This is a genomic window from Burkholderia cepacia ATCC 25416 (assembly GCF_001411495.1).
In the GTDB taxonomy this organism is placed as follows: Bacteria; Pseudomonadota; Gammaproteobacteria; order Burkholderiales; family Burkholderiaceae; genus Burkholderia; species Burkholderia cepacia.
The window spans coordinates 722,076-741,183 of sequence record NZ_CP012982.1 but is presented as its reverse complement, the minus strand read 5'-3'; the positions used below and the strand labels follow the sequence as shown (position 1 = coordinate 741,183).

Genomic DNA, 19,108 nt, shown 5'->3' with positions numbered 1-19,108 from the left:
CCACCCAGGAGGACATCATGATCAAGAACGGGACCCAGCACATCGCGTCGCTGCGCGACGGGCGGCAGGTCTACCTGAACGGCCAGCCGGTCGGCGACGTGACCGCGCATGCGGCATTCCGCAATTCGATCCGCAGCTACGCGAGCCTGTACGACTACCAGGCGCGTGACGAGAACGTCGAGAAGATGACGTTCGTGTCGCCCGACTCGGGCAACCGCGTCAGCCGGATCTGGCAACTGCCGACCTCTTACGACGAACTCGTCGAACGCCGTGCCGCGCTGGAAGCGTGGTCGGAATTGCATTACGGCTTCATGGGCCGCTCGCCGGATCACGTCGCGTCCTGTCTTGCCGGCATGGTGATGGGCGCCGACGTGTTCGAGCAATACGATCCGGCTCGGGCGGGCGCGCTGCGCGACTACTACCGCTACGCACGCGACAACGACCTGTTCCTGACCTACGTGATCGTGAATCCGCAGGCGAACCAGTCGAAGGCCGCGCACGAGCAGGAGGACAAGTACCTCGCGGTCGGCATCGTCGATCAGGATGCCGAAGGCATCATGGTGCGCGGCGCGAAGATGCTCGCGACGAGCGGAATCATGGCGAACGAGGTGTTCTGCAGTTGCATTCAGCCGCTGCGCGAGGGCGACGAGATGTATGCGCTGTCGTTCGCGGTGCCGATGAACGCGAAGGGGATGAAGATCCTGTCGCGCAAGTCGTACGAGGAGAACGCGACATCGGTGTTCGACAACCCGCTGTCGAGCCGCTTCGACGAGAACGACGCGGTGCTGTATTTCGACGACGTGAAAGTGCCGTGGGAACGGATCTTCGTTGCCGGCAACACGGCGATGTGCGCGAAGCAGTTCCACGCGACGCCCGCGCACGTGTACCAGAACTACCAATGCCAGGTGCGCCTGATGACGAAGCTGCGCTTCCTCGTCGGGCTCGGCCTGAAGATCTCCGAGGTCAACGGCACGAATGCGTTCCCGCAGGTGCGCGAAACGCTGGGCCAGCTCGCGGCCGAAGCGTCGATGGTCGAGGCGTGGGTCTACGGGATGGAAGCGAAGGGCGCCGTCGTCAACGGCTTCTACGTACCCGACCGCAACATGCTGTACGGCTCGCAGGTCGTCACGCAGCAGCTCTATTCGAAGGTGCTCAACACGCTGCGCGAGCTCGCCGGCGGCGGAATGATCATGCTGCCGTCCAGCGTGCGCGATTTCGAGAACCCCGACCTGCTGCGCATCATCGAGAAGACGCAGAAGTCGCCGGTGTGCTCGTCCGAGGAGCGCGTGAAGTTCTTCAAGCTCGCGTGGGATGCGGTCGGCTCCGAATTCGCGTCGCGCCACAACCAGTACGAACTGTTCTACGCCGGCGCGTCGTTCGTCACGAAGGGGCATGCGTATCGCACGTACGACTGGCAGCGCGCGTCGCATCTCGTCGATTCGATGCTCGGCAGCTATTCGCTGAACCAGGAACTGTCGACGCCGCGCGCCGCCTGACGCGCCGCATCGCGTTCGACTCATCCGCTATCGCCACAGGAGAGACAGATGGCCATCAATAAGCTTCACGACGAATTCCATACGCTGGACGCGCAGCGCGACTGGCAACTGCCGGAAGGCTATGACCCGGCCTCCGGCGCGCAGGAACTGATCCTGTCCGGCGCGCTCGACACCGAGCGGAAGCGCGGCAGCCGCACGCGCCTGCTGCGCCTGCCGGCCGGGCTGCATACGAAGAAGCCGTTCGTGCACGACTACTGGGAAGAGGTGTTTCTCGTCGAAGGCGACCTGACCGTCGGCAACGACGAACACGGCAACGGCGGCACGCCGTTCAAGGGCTACACGTATGCGGTGCGCCCGCCCGGCGCATGGCACGGCCCGTTCAAGTCGAACGGCGGCTGCGTGCTGCTGGAGATTCACTACTACGACCCGGCCTGAGCCCGGCCATTCACGACACATCGCGGGCGGCGCCGCATCGCGCGTGCGCTGCCCGCTACGAGGAGCATTCGATGAAAACCATCACGTTTGCGATCGACGGTCGCGACGGCCGCACCGAGCGTGCGATCGCGATCGACACGCTCGTGATCGCGGGCTGGACCGGCCGCGACACGGTCGCCATGGAGAAGCACATCCGCGAGCTGGAGGAACTGGGCGTCAAGCGCCCGGCGACGACGCCCGTGTTCTACCGCGTTGCGGCCGACCGCCTCGATCCGTCGCCCGCAATCCAGGTGTCGGGCGGGCAGAGCAGCGGCGAAGCGGAATTCGTGCTGGTGCGCGACGGCGGCGAGACGTTCGTCGGCATCGCGTCCGATCACACCGACCGCGAGGTCGAGACGTACGGGATCACGGTGTCGAAGCAGATGTGCGGCAAGCCGTGCGCGAACACGCTGTGGAAGCTCGACGACGTGGCCGGGCACTGGGATCAGCTCGTGCTGCGCGCCTACGCGACGATCGACGGCGAGCGCGTGCTGTACCAGGAAGGCAAGGTGAGCACGATGCGCGCACCGGACGACCTGCTCGCGCAGTTCGCGCGCCACGACGGCCGCTTCGTCGACGGCACCGCGATGCTGTGCGGCACGCTGGCGGCGATCGGCGGCATCCGGCCGGCCGAGCGGTTCGAGGTCGAGCTGGACGACCCGGTGCTGGGCCGCACGCTGCGGCATGTGTATGCGGTGGACACGCTGCCGGTGGCGGGCTGACGCGGTCGGGAACGCGCACTCACGCGCGGCAGATCGCGATGATCTCCGCGCTGGTCGCAGCGTCGAACGGCGCGTGCTGCCAGTCGCCGTACCACTCGGCCGACGAGAATCCGGCCGCGATCACGCGCTGCCGCAAGTCGGGTTGAGTGATGAAGCGCAGCCGGCTCGCGTTCGTCAGCACCGTGTCGTCGCGGCGGAAGCGGTAATGCGTGTCGAACGTGACGATCGCGCCGTCCACGGAGCGCACCGCATGATGCAGGTCGACGATGCCCGATTCGCGCGATTCGACGCTGCGTGCCGAATGTGCCGGCGTCCATGCACGCCACGGCGCGATGCGCGGATTGCGGGTCTCGAACAGGAAGCGGCCGCCGTCGGTGAGCACGCGCCGCGCACCGCGCAGCGTCGTATCGATTTCGGCGTCGGTCAGCAGGCACTGGAACGCATGCCCGGTCATCACGACCGCATCGAACGGCGGCGCGTCGGGCGGCAGGCCGTCGAGCCCGCACGCAAGCCAGTGGACCGCGTCGGCGCCCGGCTGGCGTCGGGCGTATTCGATCATCGCCGGCGCGGGATCGATCGCCACGACGTCGTGCCCGGCTGCCGCGAGCCGGCGCGCGAACGTGCCGGTGCCGCAGCCGAGGTCGAGGATGCGTCGGCGTGCGGCGCCGATCACGGACGCGTAGAACGCGAAATCCCGATCGCCCGCGTTGAACAGGTCGTAGACCGCGACGAGGCGCGGGTCGGTGTAGAGCGCTTCGCCGGCGGGCGTGGCGGCGGACGTCATGCGGCCGTGCGTGTCAGCGCTGCTGCACGGCCACGCGCAGCCCGAGCGCGATGAAGATCGAGCCGATGATCTTCCCCTGCCAGCGCGTGAGCCACGTGAGCCGCTTCACGATGCGGCCGAGCGGACGGATCGAGCAGGCGATCAGCGTCGTGTAGAGCGAGCTGAGCACGACGAAGATCAGCCCGAGCACCGCGAACTGCACGAACGTCGAGCCGCGTTCCGGATGCACGAATTGCGGCATGAACGCGAGGAAGAACAGCGCCGTCTTCGGATTCAGCACCTCGGCGGGAATCGCCTGCAGGTACGCCTTGAGCGGGGTGACGGGCGATACGCTCGGCAGCGACGGATCGGACGGCTTCTCCAGCAGCGCGCGCACGCCGAGATAGATCAGGTACGCGGCGCCGATCACCTTCACGACATTGAACGCGAGCGCCGACGTCATCAGCAGCGCCGACAGGCCGACGGCCGCGAACAGCGTATGCACGAAGTCGCCGCTGGCGACGCCGAGGCCGGTCAGGATGCCGGTCTTGCGGCCGCCCTGCACGGTGCGGCTCAGCACGAGCAGCACGGCGGGGCCGGGAATCAGGAACAGGCCCAGGACGACGGCCGTGAAGGTGGTCAGCGTGGTCAGGTCGAACATGACGGCTCCGGCAGGTGGGTGCGGCGGCGGGGGATCGGGGCGTTGTATTCGCATCGGCAGGCGGCTGCAGACGCCGCGCGGGCACCCGCCCGGGCGGCAGGGCCGCGCCGGCGCCTTTCTGGTATAAGCACGAAAGGACGCGCGGGCAGGGCGTCCGGCTTCCTCCATCGTCCACCGTTTCATGCGCCAGCTTCCTCCGACCACCGATCCCGCAGCGGATGACGAAGTCTTCCACGTGCCGCGTCCGCTCGTCGTGTTCGGCGGCTCGGTCGTCGAGCCCGAATGGCGGCTCGAGCGGCACAGCCATCCGCAGGCGCAGTTGCTCTACACGTTGAGCGGCGTCATCTATTGCGAGATCGACGGCGGCGTGTGGAGCGCGCCGCCGCAATGCACGGTATGGATTCCGGGCGACGTTCCGCACGCGGCGCGCGGCTCGGCCGGCGCGACGTTCTACGCGGTGCTGGTCGAACCGGATGCCGCCCTCGACCTCCCCGCGCGCTGCTGCACGCTGTCGGTGTCGCCGCTGCTGCGCGAACTGCTGCTGAAGGCGGCGAGCTTTCCGAACCTGTACGACGTCGACGGGCCGCAGGGGCGGCTGATGGCGACGCTGCTCGACGAACTCGTCGCCGCACCGGTCGAGGACCTGTACCTGCCGATGCCCGCCGATCGCCGGCTGCGCAAGCTGATCGACCATCTGCTCGCCGATCCGGCCGACAAGTCGCCGCTGGCCGAGCTCGCGCGGCGCGCGGGCATCAGCGAGCGCAGCCTGACGCGGCTCGCGGCGAAGGAGCTCGGGATGAGCCTCGGCGACTGGCGCCGGCGGCTGCACGTCGCGCTGTCGCTGCGGATGCTGACGACCGGCCGCCGCGTGCACCAGATCGCGATCGAGCTCGGCTACGAGAGCGCGAGCAGCTTCGTGACGATGTTCCGCAAGGCGACCGGCAAGTCGCCGACGCAATTCCTGACCGACCGGCAACGCTGAACCGCGCGACTCACGCCATTCGGGCGCGATTGGCCGGATCGGGCAAGCGGTTGGCCGGGACGATAAATGACGCCGCGGGCCTTGATCCATAAAATGAGAATCGTTCTCATCTGGAGGCCGACATGCACATCACCACGACCGAATTCCCGTTTGTCTGGTTGCGTTACACCGGTTCGACGCACACCGACCCCGCCCGCCTGATCGCCGAACTCGACGCATTGCTCGCGCGTCGCGAACCGTTCGTTCTTCTGACCGACGATGCGCCGTCCGGCAATGAACGCGGCGCCGACGATCACGAGTTGCGCAAGCAGCTCGCGAAGTGGAGCAAGGCCAACCGCGCGCAGTCGCACGAATGGATCTCAGCGATGATCGCGATCGAGCCCGACGCCGCGCGGCGCGCGGCGCTCGACGCGTTCTCGGGCGCGTTCGAGAAGGTCTGGGGTTATCCGCTGAACGCGGCCGCCACCCGCGACGACGCACTCGCGCTGGCGCAACGGCTGCTCGACGACCCGGCGCGCGGCGCCGCGGCGGCGAACGGCTGAACCGTCTGCCGCGCCGGCGGCGCGGCGTTCCTCGATACGCATGCACGGCGGGCGCGCAAGCGTGCGCCGCGGCATGCGGCAAACATGCAGGGGTGTCCGGTGGACAATCCGATCCGCGCGATGCGCATCTTCACGCGCATCGTCGAAATGAACAGCTTTACGCGCGCGGCGCAGGCGCTCGGCATTTCGCGCGCCACCGCGACGCGGACCGTGCAGGAGCTCGAAACGGCGCTCGGCATGCCGTTGCTGGTGCGTACGACGCGCGCGCTGCGGGCGACGCCCGAAGGCGACGCGTATTACCGGCGCTGCGTGCGCATCACGGCCGACGTCGACGAGCTCGAGGCCAGCATTCGCGGCGCCGCCCTGCACCCGAGCGGGCCGCTGCGCGTCGAGCTGCCGGCGGCGGTCGCGGACGCGATCGTGCTGCCCGCGCTCGGCGAGTTCCATGCACGGCATCCCGATCTGGCGCTGACGCTGGGCGTATCCGGGCGCCCGGCCGATCGCATCGGCGACGCGATCGACTGCAGCGTCCAGCTTGGCGAACTGCCCGATTCGTCGCTCGTTGCGCGCCGGCTCGGCACGCTCGAGCGCGTGACATGCGCGAGCCCCGCGTATCTCGACCGCCACGGCGCACCGCGCACGCTCGACGATCTGGCCGTGCATCGTGCGGTCGGCACGTCGTCGGTTCCGGGGCAGCGTACGGCCGAACTCGATTTCCTCGTCGATGGCGCGGTGCGCAAGGTGCGGCTCGACGGGATCGTCAGTGTGGAGGACGAGCAGGCGTACCTGGCGTGCGGCGTGCATGGCCTCGGGCTGATCCAGCCGCCGCGCGTCGCCGCGCAGCCGCTGATCGACGCGGGGCGGTTGCGGGAAGTGCTGCCGCGCTGGCGGCCGGGTGCGATCGCGGTATCGGCCGTGTACGTGAAGCGCCCGCATGTGTCGCCCGGCGTGCGCGCGTTCGTCGACTGGATCGTCGAGCGGTTTGAACGGGACCGGGAGGGCGTGGCCGTCGCGGGGGCCATGGCGCGACAACTGGTGCCGGAAGTCGTCGAGATGAACGATCGCGAGGGGAGTCAGGTGGCAGTGGCGTGAACGGGGAGCGCTGAACGAAGGGCGGTCAATCGTTCGCGAGGCGAAATGCGGCGGCCATGTGCGCCTGCTCGGGGGCGGTGCATCGAGATGCAAATATTCTGGCGATCGTGAGCCGTGTTTCGCCAGAATATTTGCCTTTTGATGCCCACCCTGGCGAGACAAGCCCGTGCGCATGCGGAGCGAACCGTGGCCACGTGCGGGGCGATTCGGCCGTCGAGCGTCGTCGGTGCCGCACGCATATGGCGACGGCGGCTTGATCCGGCCTTACGGTTTTTCCTGCACCGTCCTCAACCGCCCCAGCTCCTCCGCCAGAAAATCCACGAACGCCCGAATCCGCGCTGACATCTGGTGACGCTGCGCATACACCGCATAAATGTCGGCGCCCGGCGTTTCGTGATCGGGCAGCACGACGACCAGGCGCCCGTCGGCGAGGTAGTCGCGCAGATCCCATTCCGCGCGCATCAGGATCCCGTGCCCGTCGAGCGCCCACTTCACGGCGATCTCGCCGTCGTTCGTCGTCAGGTTGCCGTTGATCCGCACGGCTTCCGTATAACGCGCCGTGCCGCGCCCGCTCGTCAGGCGCCAGACGCCGTAACCCTCGTCCCCCTGGCGGATGCCGATGCAGTTGTGCCGCGTCAGGTCGTGCGGCGTGCCCGGGGTGCCGTGCCGCGCGAGATACGCGGGCGCCGCGCACAGCAGCCGGCGGTTCGGTGCGAGCCGCCGCGCGACGACACGCGAATCGGGCGGTTCGCCGAAGCGGATGCACACGTCGAACGCGTCGTCGGTGAGCGGCGGCGGCATCACCGACAACTGCAGTTGCACCGACACTTCCGGATACCGCGCGACGAAGCGCGAAATCGCCGGGCCGACGTGGCTGCGCCCGAAACCGAGCGTCGCATTCACGCGCAGCAACCCCTTCGGACGCTGCTTCGCGCTGCCGAGCAACTCGCCGAGTTCGTCCATCTGGTCGAGGATCCGGCGCGCGTAGTCGAGATACACGTCGCCTTCCGGCGTCAGCATCATCCGCCGCGTCGTGCGGTTCACCAGCGTGACGCCCGCGCGCCGTTCCATCTGCGTGAGCCGCTTGCTGACGGCCGCCGCGGTTAGCCCGAGTTCGCGCGCGGCCGCGCTGAGGCTGCCGGAGGCGGCGAGCGTCGAGAAGAAGCCGAGATCGGCCGGCTGGACGGTATCCGCCATGACGGGATTCATGAATTCAAGTTAAAGATGCTTTGAGTCTAGCACCGGTTCCTGCACTCCTGGTTCGGTAAAGTGCCTCCACGCTGATGATCAATCGAGGATGTGCGCATGAAGACCTACCGTATCGCAACGATTCCCGGCGACGGGATCGGCAAGGAAGTGGTGCCGGCCGGCAAGCAGGTGCTGGAGGCGTTGGCCCGCGGCAGCGACCGCTTCGCGTTCGAGTTCGAGGATTTCGACTGGGGCGCCGATTACTACCGCGAGCACGGCGCGATGATGCCGGCCGACGGCCTCGACGCGCTGCGCGGCAAGGACGCGATCCTGTTCGGCTCGGCGGGTGACCCCGAGGTGCCCGATCACGTGACGCTGTGGGGACTGCGCCTGAAGATCTGCCAGGGCTTCGACCAGTATGCGAACGTGCGACCGACGCGCATCCTGCCCGGTATCGACGCGCCGCTGAAGCGCTGCGGGCCCGGCGACCTGAACTGGGTGATCGTCCGCGAGAATTCCGAGGGCGAATATGCGGGCGTCGGCGGCCGTGTGCACCAGGGCCATCCGATCGAGGCCGCGACCGACGTGTCGATCCTCACGCGCGCCGGCGTCGAACGCATCATGCGCTTCGCGTTCCGACTCGCGCAGTCGCGTCCGCGCAAGCTGCTGACCGTGATCACGAAGAGCAACGCGCAGCGGCACGCGATGGTGATGTGGGACGAGATCGCGAAGCAGGTCGCGCAGGAGTTTCCCGACGTGACGTGGGACAAGGAGCTTGTCGACGCGGCGACCGCGCGCATGGTCAACCGGCCGGCGTCGCTCGACACGATCGTCGCGACCAACCTGCACGCGGACATCCTCAGCGATCTCGCGGCCGCGCTCGCCGGCAGCCTCGGCATCGCACCGACCGGCAACATCGATCCCGAGCGCCGTTATCCGTCGATGTTCGAGCCGATCCATGGCTCCGCGTTCGACATCATGGGCAAGGGGCTCGCGAATCCGGTCGGCACGTTCTGGTCGGTCGTGATGCTGCTCGACCACCTCGGCGAAGCGGAAGCCGCCGCGCGCGTGATGCAGGCGATCGAGGCGGTGACGTCCGACCCGTCGCTGCACACGCGCGATCTCGGCGGCAGCGCGACGACCGCGCAGGTGACGGCGGCTGTCTGCGAGCGTGTCGCGAACGCGGCGATCGCCGCCTGATGACACGGGCGGCGATGGGCGGGCGGGCCGCGACTTAGCGGCGGCGCGCGTGCGCAACCGGTCACCGGCTGTCTCCCGTTCATCGTTCCCCCGTTTTCCTGCCCGCGACTCGCGCATCCGACGCGAGCCGGGCACCCGGGCGCCCCGGCGCCCGTTTCGCGGCGGCACCGGCGAGCATTCACGGACAGAGCACGGCTCGACCTCGAAGGAGGAGACACATGCAAGCGGATCTGGAAACCCGCGTCGCGCGGAAACTGATGTGGCGCATCATTCCGTTCGTGATGCTGCTTTATTTCGTCAGCTTTCTCGATCGCGTCAACGTCGGCTTTGCCGCGATGACGATGAACAAGGCGATCGGCCTGTCGCCGACCGCGTTCGGGTTCGGCGGCGGCCTGTTCTTCATCGGCTACTTCCTGTTCGAAGTGCCGTCCAACCTGATTCTTCATCGCGTCGGCGCGCGCATCTGGATCGCACGCGTGATGATCACGTGGGGGATCGTGTCGGCCGTGTCCGCATTCGCGTCCGGGCCGACGAGCTTCTACGTGCTGCGCTTCCTGCTCGGCATGGCCGAGGCCGGATTCTTCCCCGGCATCATCCTGTACCTGAGCCTGTGGTTTCCCGCGAAGCAGCGCGCGGTGGCCGCCGCGTGGTTCATGGCGGCCGCGCCGATCTCGACCGCGATCGGTTCGCCGCTGTCGGGCGCGATCATGCAGATGCCGCCGATGTTCGGGCTCGCCGACTGGCAGATGCTGTACATCGTCGAAGCGCTGCCGGCGGTCGTGCTCGGCTTCGTCGTGCTCAGGTGCCTGACCGATTCGCCGTCGAAGGCCGCATGGCTGCGGGCGGGCGAGCGCGACTGGCTGGTCGCGAAGCTGAAAGCCGAAGCCGATGCGCGCCACACGCATGCCGGACATACCGCCGGCGCGTGGCAGGCGCTGCGCGATCCGCGCGTGCTGGCGCTTGCGCTGATCTACTTCGGCACGTCGGCGGGGCTGTACACGCTCGGCCTGTGGGCGCCGTTGATGGTCAAGCAGTTCGGCTTCACCGCGCTGCAGACGGGTCTGCTCACCGGCATCCCGAGCATCGCCGCGGTCGTCGCGATGATCGCCTGGGCGCGGCATTCGGATCGCAGCGGCGAGCGCACCTGGCACGTCGTGATTCCGTGCGTGCTCGCGTGCATCGGCTTCGTGTTTGCGGGGCAGGCGGGCACCGCGCTGCTCACCGTGCTCGCGCTGGTCGTCGTCAACATCGGGATCAGTGCCGCGAAGGCGCCGCTGTGGGCGATGCCGAGCGCTTTCCTGTCGGGTGCCGGCGCGGCGGCCGGCATCGCGATGATCAACTCGATCGGCAACCTCGGCGGGTTCGTCGGGCCGTTCGCGATCGGCTGGCTGAAGCACGTGACGGGCGGTTATGCCGCGGGGCTCTACGTGGTGGCGGGCACGCTCGCGGTGTCGGCGGTCGTCACGCTGATGCTGAGCCGCAAGGGTGCGAGGGAAGCGGCCGTGCCGGGCGTGCGGCATCACTCGTAGGCGCGGCCGGTGGGCCGGGACGCCGGGCCGGCGCGTATCGCGAGCACGCCCGGCTTCATGCATCGAGATGACTCGCAGCTTGCCATGACTGGTGCGGCGGTGCCGTGCCGTCGGTGCGCTACGCGGCGTGATGCAATTGCGGAAGGGGAAGCGGAAAGGCGGGGGAGAGGGAGGGAGCGGCAGGCTGCGTGCGTGAAGAAGAGGATCAACCCGCGCAGCCTGCCCGGCCGTGCCGCATCCAGCGATGCGGCACGGCGTCGAGCGAGGCGACTTACTTGTCGTCGCCCTTGATCTGCGGCAGCGCCGATGCTTCGCCCGGCGTCAGCAGCCCGACTTGCGAATACACGCGCAGCTTGTCGCGCGTATCGGTGATGTCGAGGTTGCGCATCGTCAGCTGGCCGATCCGGTCGCGCGGCGAGAACGTCGATGCCACCTTCTCCATCGACAGGCGTTCCGGCTGGTACGTGAGGTTCGGCGACTTCGTGCTCAGGATCGAGTAGTCGTTGCCGCGGCGCAGTTCGATCTTCACTTCGCCGGTGATCGCGCGCGCGACCCAGCGCTGGGCCGTTTCACGCAGCATGATCGCCTGCGGGTCGAACCAGCGGCCCTGGTACAGCAGGCGGCCGAGACGGCGGCCGTTCTCGCGATACTGCTCGATCGTGTCTTCGTTGTGGATGCCGGTGACCAGACGCTCGTACGCGATGTACAGCAGCGCGAGGCCCGGGGCTTCGTAGATGCCGCGGCTCTTCGCCTCGATGATCCGGTTTTCGATCTGGTCGCTCATGCCGAGGCCGTGACGGCCGCCGATGCGGTTCGCTTCCAGCAGCAGCTCGACCGGGTCGGTGAACTCGACGCCGTTCAGCGCGACCGGCTGGCCGGCTTCGAAGCGCACCGTCACTTCTTCCGCGGCGATCTTCACGTCGTCGCGCCAGAACGCGACGCCCATGATCGGGTTCACGATCTTGATGCCGCTCTCGAGGCTTTCGAGATCCTTCGCTTCGTGCGTCGCGCCGAGCAGGTTCGAATCGGTCGAGTAGGCCTTCTCGGCCGACATCTTGTACGCGAAGCCTGCCTGGTTCATGAATTCGGACATTTCGGCACGGCCGCCGAGCTCGTCGATGAACGTCTGGTCGAGCCACGGCTTGTAGATCTTCAGATCCGGGTTCACGAGCAGGCCGTAGCGGTAGAAGCGCTCGATGTCGTTGCCCTTGTACGTGCTGCCGTCGCCCCAGATGTTGACGCCGTCTTCCTTCATCGCGGCGACGAGCATCGTGCCCGTCACGGCGCGGCCGATCGGCGTGGTGTTGAAGTACGTGACGCCGGCCGTCGTGATGTGGAACGCGCCGCTTTGCAGCGCCGCGATGCCTTCTGCGACGAGCTGCGCGCGGCAGTCGATCAGGCGGGCGCCGGCTGCGCCGTATTCGATCGCGCGTTTCGGGATCGCGTCGTAATCGTCTTCGTCGGGCTGGCCGAGGTTCGCCGTGTATGCGTACGGGACGGCGCCCTTGAGTTTCATCCAGTGCAGCGCTGCGCTGGTGTCCAGGCCGCCGGAGAAGGCGATACCGACCTTCTGGCCGGTCGGGAGGCTTTCGAGAATCGTGCTCATAGGAATTACCGTGGATTGAAGCCGGTGGGATCGTATTTCGCGGAATATGCGAGTATCGGCTGTCCGGGAGGTTGGGGCAAGGGTTGATTTTCGTCCGGAACCGTCGCCGGGCCTGTCGCGGCGGGCCTGACGGGCGGTTAACCGGGTGGAGAACGCCGCCCGGGGCGGCGCGAAATCACGGCAAATCAGGCGCCGATGAGCCCGGACGCCGGCCGTGTTTCCGGGGCCGGATCGGCCGAATGGCGGGGCTGCAGCGGTCAGGATGCCGGCGCGCCGATCCGAAAGGAATATGAAAGGCGTCGGCGTGAAGCCCGGATGCCCGCGAGCGTCAGATGTTCCACGACTGCGCGGTGTCGAGCAGCTTCTCGCGCAACTGGTCGACTTCCACGGCCAGCTTGGCCGTGATCGACACGTAGCCGGACAGCTGCGGCGGCGGTGCGTCGTGCGGTGGGTCGGCCGGCCGGCGGCGCGGCGCGAGCCGGCTCGGCGTGCCGAACTTGAGCGCGCGGCTCGCGCCGACCAGCGTATCGCGGATGCGCCGGTTCACGGCCTTCATGTCGACGCGCATGTATTCGCGGGCCGCGACGTCGTCGCGGGCCGGCACCGCGCTCGACAGGATCTCCAGATAGCCGATGCACAGGCGCAGGCTGCGCTGGATCGCCTCGAGCTGCGTCATCGACGTCTCGCATTCCTTCGACACCGACGGCATCAGCGAACGCAGCTGTACGAGCAGCGCGCTCAGCGCGGCCATTTCCTTCAGGTGCGCGTCGTCGCTCACCTGGCGGTCGCCCGCGACCCGCGCATGCACGGCCGCGCACGCGCGCAGCGCGTCGGCGAGCTTGTAGCGCCACGAGTAGGTGGCATAGAGCGGCAGCGCGAACGAGAACGCCAGCGCGATCGCGATGCCGATCAGCACGTTCACCGCGCGCCACAGGCCGTCGACGATCTCGTTGTCGCCGTGCCCGGCGACGATCACCATCGTGATCGCCGACAGCAGCGCGATATAGCCGGCCTTGCCGATCGCGTGATACGCGCAGATGCCGCACGCGAGCGCCATCAGCAGGTAGATCGCGATCGGTGCGTGCGCGGCGGAATACAGCAGGATCAGCCCGAGCCCCGCGAGCGCGCCGATCGACGTGCCGAGCGCGCGCTCGGCCGCCTTCTTGCGGATGTTGCCGTGATGCTGCAGCCCGCCGACGACGATCAGCACGGTAATCGTCGACCACTCGCCGTGCGGCACGTTCAGGCCGGTGGACAGCGCGATCGACACGAGAATCGCGAGCGCGACGCGCGCCGCATGGATCAGCTTCGCGTGCCGGTAGCGGCGGTACGGGTCGAGCAGCGGGCGGAGCGCGTTGCGCAGGAGCGGAGGCAGCCGGGCAGGGAACGGGGTGGTCATGACGGAGCTGGAGTGGCCGGAACGCGCATCGCGGCCTGCGCGGGCCGGCGCCGCGCCGCATGCGCAGCAGACGTAACGCTAGCCGAACGCGGCAGGGCTGTCCACGGCGCGGTCGTCCGGCGGGGCCGGCCGCCGCGCGGTTTCGCGTCACGTCAGCGCGATGTCATGCGTCCGCGGTGCCCGGCCGCGCTTCCAGCACGCGGTTGCGTCCGCCGGACTTCGCGCGGTACAGCGCCTCGTCGGCACGCCGCAGCAGCGTCGCGGCGTTCAGGCGGCCGTCGGCGGCGGTCGCCGCGCCGATGCTCGCCGTGACACGCCCGTACGGGCTTTTCACGTGCTCGATGCCGAGCTCCGCGATCGCGCGCCGGATGCCTTCGGCGACGGTCAGCGCGCCTTGCGCATCGGTGTCGGGCAGCGTGACGACGAATTCTTCGCCGCCGTAGCGCGCGACGTGATCGCCGTCGCGACGCAGGCAGCGCGACGCGGTTTGCGCGACGCGCCGCAGCACGTCGTCGCCGGCCGGGTGGCCGTAGTAGTCGTTGAACGCCTTGAAGTGATCGACGTCGACGAACAGCACCGACAGCGGGCGGCCGCTGCGTGACGCACGCTGCGCCTCCTTCGCGAGCACCGTGTCGAACGTGCCGCGGTTGTCGAGGCCCGTCAGCGCATCGGTGTGCGCGAGCCGGTACAGCTTCGATTCGGCGACCTGCCGGCGCGTCAGTTCGCGCGACAGCGCCAGCGATCCCCACGCGATGAACCCGGTGAACAGGCACATCAGCACGACGGTCCAGATCGCGCGGTGGCGCCACGACGCGTAGATGTCGACCTCGGCGGGCGCGACGTCGACGATCAGCGGCAGGCCGGCGAGATGCTTGTAAACATAGACGCGCCGCACGCCGTCGATGCTGCCGACGCCCGACAGCACGCCTTCCCGCCTGCGCAGCGCCTCGATGAACAGCGGCGACCTGCGCAGGTCGATGCCGACCACGCGCGCGTCGTAGGGCAGGCGGCTCACGAGCGTGCCGTTGAGCTCGGCGATTGCCGCGCTGCCGTGCTTGCCGACCGCGAGGCCGTCGAGCAGCGCGCGGAAGTAGTCGATGCTGAGCGTGCCGACGACGATGCCGCCGAACGAGCCGTCGGGCAGCGTGATCCGGCGGCTGAGCGCGATCGTCAGCGCGCCGCCGCGCAGCCGGGATGCGTACGGCCGGCTGATGTAGAGGCCCTGCGCGACATCGTTGCGGTGCACGGTGAAATAGTCGCGATCCGCAAAGTTGCCTTGCCGCGCGGGCGACGCGCTCGAATCGATCACGATATTGCCGTGCGCATCCATCACGAACAGCGACCCGAGATATTCGCCGGTGGCGGCGCGGTCGAACAGCAGCCGATGGCGCTGGCGGGGCGGCAATGTCGTCAGTTCCGGATCGGCCACGCCGTCGAGGACGTTCTGCAGCGACAAATCGTAGAGCTCGATATTGCGCGCGATATCGCGTTCGATCAGCAGCATCAGGTTGCGTGCATTTTCGACCGCATGGTCATATGCATCGCGCCGCGCCTCGATTAAAAGCGCCGTGGAAAGCCCCCAGCTGAACATCAGCAGCAAAATCCCCGCAACGAGTACGCCGCGGGGCGACAGAATGCGTGCCACGATCGACGCCGTATGGCGGCGCAGCGTGGCGGGCAGCGTGAATGACTTCATCCTCGAGGGTGGCGGGCGGCGGATTTCGCGTCGTTGGCGATTCCGCTCGCTGTTGATTTCGAATCGGGCCGCATTATCTCGCGAATTCCAGACATTCGTGTGCGCATGCAAAACATGCATGCCGGGGCGGTGATTCAAAACGGTTACGCATCGTTACCGCTTTAGGTGCGAGTGATTTGATTTGAATCAATTGCCGATATCGGTCATTTTGTCTGAATAATCCCGTGATTACCCGGCGATTATGTATGCCGGCGTGGTAGCTGGCGGATTGCGACAAGGCAGTGGAGAAACACCTGGGAGAGGAAAACGGGATGACCGCCCGGAGTGCAGGTTTTTTGCACCGGAGCGCGGCGACGGCCCGGCCTGACCCGGTCGCGACGCGGCCAACCCCTTGATTCTGCGAAATCTCCGGAGCGGCCGCGGGCGGCGGCACCCGAGCTGTCCCCGTGACGAATCAGGTAGAATCCGCGCTTCGCCGCAGGCGCCCGCCGCGCAACGCGTATCGGGGCCGCATCGAATGCATCGCAGGACGCGCCCCGCGCTCCGATTCCGCATGCGCCGGCTACGGATGCCGGCCCGCTCAACGTTCGTCTCGTTTATGTCCGCACTTCCGAAATCCGACCAACCCGGTTCGTCCGCGAACCCACCCAAGCTTCATCGCGCGCTGAAGGCGCGCCACCTGACGATGATCGCCATCGGCGGCTCGATCGGCACGGGCCTGTTCGTCGCGTCCGGCGCGTCGATCTCGCAGGCCGGCCCCGGCGGCGCGATGGTCGCGTACATGCTGATCGGCCTGATGGTCTATTTCCTGATGACGAGCCTCGGCGAAATGGCCGCGTTCATGCCGGTGTCGGGCTCGTTCGCGACCTACGGCGCGAAATACGTGGACGAGGGCTTCGGTTTCGCGCTCGGCTGGAACTACTGGTACAACTGGGCCGTGACGATCGCGGTGGAGCTCGTCGCCGCGCAGCTCGTGATGCATTACTGGTTTCCGGACGTCCCGGGCGTGTGGTGGAGCGCGGCGTTCCTCGGCGTGATGTTCCTGCTCAACGCGCTGACCGTGCGCGGCTTCGGTGAGGCCGAATACTGGTTCGCGCTGATCAAGGTCGTCACCGTGGTCGCGTTCATCGGCGTCGGCCTGCTGATGATCTTCGGCATTCTGAAGGGCGCGCCGGGCAACGGCTGGGGCAACCTGACGATCGGCGACGCGCCGTTCGCGGGCGGCCTGCCGGCGTTGATGGGCGTCGCGATGATCGCCGGCTTCTCGTTCCAGGGCACCGAGCTGATCGGCGTCGCGGCCGGCGAATCGGAAAACCCGCGCACGACGATCCCGCGCGCGGTGCGCCAGGTATTCTGGCGGATCCTGCTGTTCTACGTGTTCGCGATCTTCGTGATCGGCGTGCTGATTCCCTATACCGACCCGAACCTGCTGAAGACGGACGTGACCGACATCGGCGTGAGCCCGTTCACGCTCGTGTTCCGCCACGCGGGCCTCGCATTCGCGGCCGGCGTGATGAACGCGGTGATCCTGACGGCCGTGCTGTCGGCCGGCAACTCGGGCATGTACGCGTCCACGCGGATGCTCTACAACCTCGCGACCGAAGGCCGTGCGCCGAGGATCTTCGCGAAGCTGTCGCGCGGCGGCGTGCCGCGCAACGCGCTGTACGCGACGACGGCCGTCGGCGCGCTGTGCTTCTTCACGTCGCTGTACGGCGACAAGACCGTGTACCTGTGGCTGCTGAACACGTCGGGGATGACGGGCTTCATCGCATGGCTCGGCATCGCGGTCAGCCACTACCGGTTCCGCAAGGGGTACGTGAAGCAGGGCTACGCGCTCGACCAGCTGCCGTACCAGTCGAAGTGGTTCCCGTTCGGCCCGCTGTTCGCATTCGTGCTGTGCCTAGTGATCGCGCTCGGGCAGGACTATCAGGCGTTCCTCGCGAACCGGATCGACTGGGCCGGCGTGGCCGCGACCTATATCGGCATTCCGCTGTTCCTCGTCGTGTGGCTCGGCTTCCGGTTCCTGAAGAAGAGCCGTTTCGTGCGCTACGAGGACATGGAAATCGCGCCGTGGATCGCCGCGAGCCGCGGCGCGCAGCGGCAGCCGGTGGCGAACCGCGAAACCGCGGGTTGACGCGGGCGCGGCGTACAGCCGCGCGGCATGCGACGAAACGGGAAGCCGCGCGCTTCCCGTTTTTTTTGCCCGGCTTTTGCCTGCACGGGGTCAAAGCCGGTTATATTGCCCGACCCTACCGGGCCATGGCCCGGCCGGCGCGGGGCGCGCAGCGCGGATCGGCATCCGGCGCGCGCGCGGTGCGGCGGCCGGCGAGATGCCCGGCGTTTTCATCGTTCCATCCGGGCCGATACGGCCCGCGGAGCGCGCAACCCAGAGGAATCCATGAGCGCATCACCCGCCGAGCGGAAGGCCGGACCCGTTTCCATCGTGCGAATCGAAGCCGCGATCAACGCGTGGCGCGAAGTGTACCCGCCGGCGCCCGACGGCGAGGACGACTACGCGCTCGACGCCGGCAGCAATTGCCTCGCGGAGCTGTACGGCACGATGATCTGCTACCAGCTGCCGGACGTGCCGCTCGACTCGCTGAGCGACGCGCAGCGCGACGCGCTCTACGCGACCGAGGTGTGACGGACGGCGCGTGACGCCGCCGTGCCGCGGCGCCGATCAGGCAACGGGAAGCTCGCGGGCTTCCCGTTTTGCTTTGGGCGGCACGGCGCCGGGGCCGCGTGTGGCGAATTGTGCCGCCTGCGGTATCGTGACGACATCGTCCGGCCAGGGTTGACCGCCGGATCGCTGTCCGGGAGACATCGAACATGGAGTTGAGACACCTCCGCTACTTCGTCGCGGTTGCCGAGGAGCGGAATTTCACGCGGGCGGCCGAACGGCTGCATATCGCGCAGCCGCCGCTGAGCCGGCAGATCCAGCAGCTCGAGGAAGCGCTCGGCGTGCCGCTGTTCGAGCGCAACGCGCGGCCGCTGAAGCTGACCGACGCGGGGCGCTTCTTCTATTCGCACGCGGTGCAGCTGCTCGCACAGACGACCGAGCTCGAATCGATGACGAAGCGGGTCGGCAAGATCGAACGCAGCATGTCGGTCGGCTTCGTCGGCTCGACGCTGTACGGGATGCTGCCGAAGATCATCCGGCGCTTTCGCAGCGAGTATCCGGCCGTCGAGCTGAGCCTGCACGAGATGTCGACGATGGACCAGATCAAGGCGCTGAAGGAAGGGCGCATCGACGTCGGGTTCGGGCGCATCCGTCACGAGGACCCGAGCGTGCGACGCGTCGTGCTGCGCGAGGAGCGGATGATCGTCGCGCTGCCGGTCGGCCATGTGCTCGACAGCGCGAAGCCCGTGCTGTCGCTGCACGATCTCGTGAACGACACGCTGATCATCTTTCCGAAGGCGCCGCGCCCGAGTTATGCGGACCAGGTGCTCGCGGCCTTTCACGATCGCGCGCTGCAGCCGCGCAAGATCTACGAGACGCGCGAACTGCAGATCGCGCTCGGCCTCGTCGCGATGGGCGAGGGCGTGTCGGTGGTGCCGCACAGCGTGTACGGGCTGAAGCGCGACGACATCAGCTACAAGCCGCTCGACGATCCGAACCTCGTGTCGCCGATCATCATGAGCATGCGGATGCTCGACGAATCGGAGGACATCCGCGCGATGCAGGCGCTGATCTACCGGCTGTACGACGAGGCGCAGATGGAGTATCTGCCGCCGCAGCCCGAATGAACGCGCGGGCG

The 19,108-nt window shown here is 67.9% G+C and carries 17 protein-coding genes; 11 read left to right on the top strand and 6 right to left on the bottom strand.

The features are described from left to right. Positions 1-17 precede the first annotated feature (17 nt). The 3 genes from APZ15_RS20730 (at position 18) to APZ15_RS20720 (ending at position 2,692) form a co-directional block, all read left to right on the top strand. Complete coding sequence (locus tag APZ15_RS20730) at positions 18-1,496, top strand: 4-hydroxyphenylacetate 3-hydroxylase family protein (RefSeq protein ID WP_027790925.1); 1,479 nt, start codon at positions 18-20, stop codon at positions 1,494-1,496. A gap of 48 nt (positions 1,497-1,544) precedes the next feature. Then, a complete protein-coding gene (locus APZ15_RS20725) occupies positions 1,545-1,931 on the top strand; it encodes a hypothetical protein (protein ID WP_027790926.1) in 387 nt (128 codons plus the stop codon). A gap of 71 nt (positions 1,932-2,002) precedes the next feature. After that, positions 2,003-2,692, top strand: a complete 690-nt coding sequence (locus APZ15_RS20720; RefSeq protein ID WP_027790927.1) for a DUF2848 domain-containing protein — start codon at positions 2,003-2,005, stop codon at positions 2,690-2,692. A 19-nt stretch (positions 2,693-2,711) separates the two neighbouring features. On the opposite strand, the gene APZ15_RS20715 is transcribed toward APZ15_RS20720, so the two are convergent. Both APZ15_RS20715 and APZ15_RS20710 read right to left on the bottom strand, forming a co-directional pair. Further along, positions 2,712-3,476, bottom strand: coding sequence for a class I SAM-dependent methyltransferase (locus tag APZ15_RS20715; RefSeq protein ID WP_027790928.1), 765 nt, complete (start codon positions 3,474-3,476; stop codon positions 2,712-2,714). Between the two features lie 13 nt (positions 3,477-3,489). Then, positions 3,490-4,116, bottom strand: coding sequence for a LysE family translocator (locus APZ15_RS20710; RefSeq protein WP_027790929.1), 627 nt, complete (start codon positions 4,114-4,116; stop codon positions 3,490-3,492). 181 nt (positions 4,117-4,297) lie between these two features. Here APZ15_RS20710 and APZ15_RS20705 point away from each other — a divergent pair, with 181 nt between their 5' ends. The 3 genes from APZ15_RS20705 (at position 4,298) to APZ15_RS20695 (ending at position 6,732) form a co-directional block, all read left to right on the top strand. Continuing rightward, the gene (locus APZ15_RS20705; RefSeq protein ID WP_027790930.1) at positions 4,298-5,098 is read left to right on the top strand and encodes an AraC family transcriptional regulator; all 801 of its coding nucleotides are present in this window, start codon (positions 4,298-4,300) and stop codon (positions 5,096-5,098) included. Between the two features lie 122 nt (positions 5,099-5,220). Then, a complete protein-coding gene (locus tag APZ15_RS20700) occupies positions 5,221-5,640 on the top strand; it encodes an ATP--cob(I)alamin adenosyltransferase (RefSeq protein ID WP_027790931.1) in 420 nt (139 codons plus the stop codon). Positions 5,641-5,739: 99 nt separating this feature from the next. Further along, on the top strand, positions 5,740-6,732 hold the full coding sequence (locus APZ15_RS20695) for a LysR family transcriptional regulator (RefSeq protein WP_027790932.1): 993 nt from the start codon (positions 5,740-5,742) through the stop codon (positions 6,730-6,732). 264 nt (positions 6,733-6,996) lie between these two features. On the opposite strand, the gene APZ15_RS20690 is transcribed toward APZ15_RS20695, so the two are convergent. After that, complete coding sequence (locus APZ15_RS20690) at positions 6,997-7,929, bottom strand: LysR substrate-binding domain-containing protein (RefSeq protein ID WP_027790933.1); 933 nt, start codon at positions 7,927-7,929, stop codon at positions 6,997-6,999. A gap of 108 nt (positions 7,930-8,037) precedes the next feature. On the opposite strand from APZ15_RS20690, the gene APZ15_RS20685 reads away from it, so the two are divergent. Both APZ15_RS20685 and APZ15_RS20680 read left to right on the top strand, forming a co-directional pair. Beyond that, positions 8,038-9,120, top strand: coding sequence for a tartrate dehydrogenase (locus APZ15_RS20685; protein ID WP_027790934.1), 1,083 nt, complete (start codon positions 8,038-8,040; stop codon positions 9,118-9,120). A gap of 218 nt (positions 9,121-9,338) precedes the next feature. Beyond that, positions 9,339-10,649 (top strand): MFS transporter, encoded by a 1,311-nt coding sequence (locus APZ15_RS20680; protein WP_027790935.1) that lies wholly within the window; start codon positions 9,339-9,341, stop codon positions 10,647-10,649. Between the two features lie 271 nt (positions 10,650-10,920). Here the strand turns inward: APZ15_RS20680 and argG are convergent, their stop codons facing one another. The 3 genes from argG to APZ15_RS20665 all read right to left on the bottom strand — a co-directional run bounded on the left by argG (position 10,921) and on the right by APZ15_RS20665 (position 15,350). Beyond that, positions 10,921-12,255, bottom strand: coding sequence for an argininosuccinate synthase (argG, locus tag APZ15_RS20675; protein WP_021157353.1), 1,335 nt, complete (start codon positions 12,253-12,255; stop codon positions 10,921-10,923). A gap of 328 nt (positions 12,256-12,583) precedes the next feature. After that, positions 12,584-13,654 (bottom strand): FUSC family protein, encoded by a 1,071-nt coding sequence (locus APZ15_RS20670; RefSeq protein WP_027790936.1) that lies wholly within the window; start codon positions 13,652-13,654, stop codon positions 12,584-12,586. 163 nt (positions 13,655-13,817) lie between these two features. Next, positions 13,818-15,350, bottom strand: coding sequence for a GGDEF domain-containing protein (locus tag APZ15_RS20665; RefSeq protein ID WP_027790937.1), 1,533 nt, complete (start codon positions 15,348-15,350; stop codon positions 13,818-13,820). Positions 15,351-15,948: 598 nt separating this feature from the next. Between APZ15_RS20665 and APZ15_RS20660 the strand changes: the two genes are divergently transcribed. The 3 genes from APZ15_RS20660 (at position 15,949) to APZ15_RS20650 (ending at position 19,097) form a co-directional block, all read left to right on the top strand. Further along, positions 15,949-17,484, top strand: a complete 1,536-nt coding sequence (locus tag APZ15_RS20660; RefSeq protein WP_027790938.1) for an amino acid permease — start codon at positions 15,949-15,951, stop codon at positions 17,482-17,484. 264 nt (positions 17,485-17,748) lie between these two features. Continuing rightward, the gene (locus APZ15_RS20655; RefSeq protein WP_027790939.1) at positions 17,749-17,994 is read left to right on the top strand and encodes a DUF3717 domain-containing protein; all 246 of its coding nucleotides are present in this window, start codon (positions 17,749-17,751) and stop codon (positions 17,992-17,994) included. Between the two features lie 185 nt (positions 17,995-18,179). Beyond that, positions 18,180-19,097 carry a LysR family transcriptional regulator gene (locus APZ15_RS20650; protein ID WP_021157347.1) on the top strand — a complete coding sequence of 306 codons (918 nt, stop codon included), beginning with the start codon at positions 18,180-18,182 and terminating at the stop codon, positions 19,095-19,097. The last annotated feature ends 11 nt before the right edge of the window (positions 19,098-19,108 follow it).

Coding starts and splice junctions, on each gene's coding strand:
- APZ15_RS20730 (WP_027790925.1), top strand. CDS start 18: ATGATCAAGAACGGGACCCAGCACATCGCGTCGCTGCGCGACGGGCGG.
- APZ15_RS20725 (WP_027790926.1), top strand. CDS start 1,545: ATGGCCATCAATAAGCTTCACGACGAATTCCATACGCTGGACGCGCAG.
- APZ15_RS20720 (WP_027790927.1), top strand. CDS start 2,003: ATGAAAACCATCACGTTTGCGATCGACGGTCGCGACGGCCGCACCGAG.
- APZ15_RS20715 (WP_027790928.1), bottom strand. CDS start 3,476: ATGACGTCCGCCGCCACGCCCGCCGGCGAAGCGCTCTACACCGACCCG.
- APZ15_RS20710 (WP_027790929.1), bottom strand. CDS start 4,116: ATGTTCGACCTGACCACGCTGACCACCTTCACGGCCGTCGTCCTGGGC.
- APZ15_RS20705 (WP_027790930.1), top strand. CDS start 4,298: ATGCGCCAGCTTCCTCCGACCACCGATCCCGCAGCGGATGACGAAGTC.
- APZ15_RS20700 (WP_027790931.1), top strand. CDS start 5,221: ATGCACATCACCACGACCGAATTCCCGTTTGTCTGGTTGCGTTACACC.
- APZ15_RS20690 (WP_027790933.1), bottom strand. CDS start 7,929: ATGGCGGATACCGTCCAGCCGGCCGATCTCGGCTTCTTCTCGACGCTC.
- APZ15_RS20685 (WP_027790934.1), top strand. CDS start 8,038: ATGAAGACCTACCGTATCGCAACGATTCCCGGCGACGGGATCGGCAAG.
- APZ15_RS20680 (WP_027790935.1), top strand. CDS start 9,339: ATGCAAGCGGATCTGGAAACCCGCGTCGCGCGGAAACTGATGTGGCGC.
- argG (WP_021157353.1), bottom strand. CDS start 12,255: ATGAGCACGATTCTCGAAAGCCTCCCGACCGGCCAGAAGGTCGGTATC.
- APZ15_RS20670 (WP_027790936.1), bottom strand. CDS start 13,654: ATGACCACCCCGTTCCCTGCCCGGCTGCCTCCGCTCCTGCGCAACGCG.
- APZ15_RS20665 (WP_027790937.1), bottom strand. CDS start 15,350: ATGAAGTCATTCACGCTGCCCGCCACGCTGCGCCGCCATACGGCGTCG.
- APZ15_RS20660 (WP_027790938.1), top strand. CDS start 15,949: ATGTCCGCACTTCCGAAATCCGACCAACCCGGTTCGTCCGCGAACCCA.
- APZ15_RS20655 (WP_027790939.1), top strand. CDS start 17,749: ATGAGCGCATCACCCGCCGAGCGGAAGGCCGGACCCGTTTCCATCGTG.
- APZ15_RS20650 (WP_021157347.1), top strand. CDS start 18,180: ATGGAGTTGAGACACCTCCGCTACTTCGTCGCGGTTGCCGAGGAGCGG.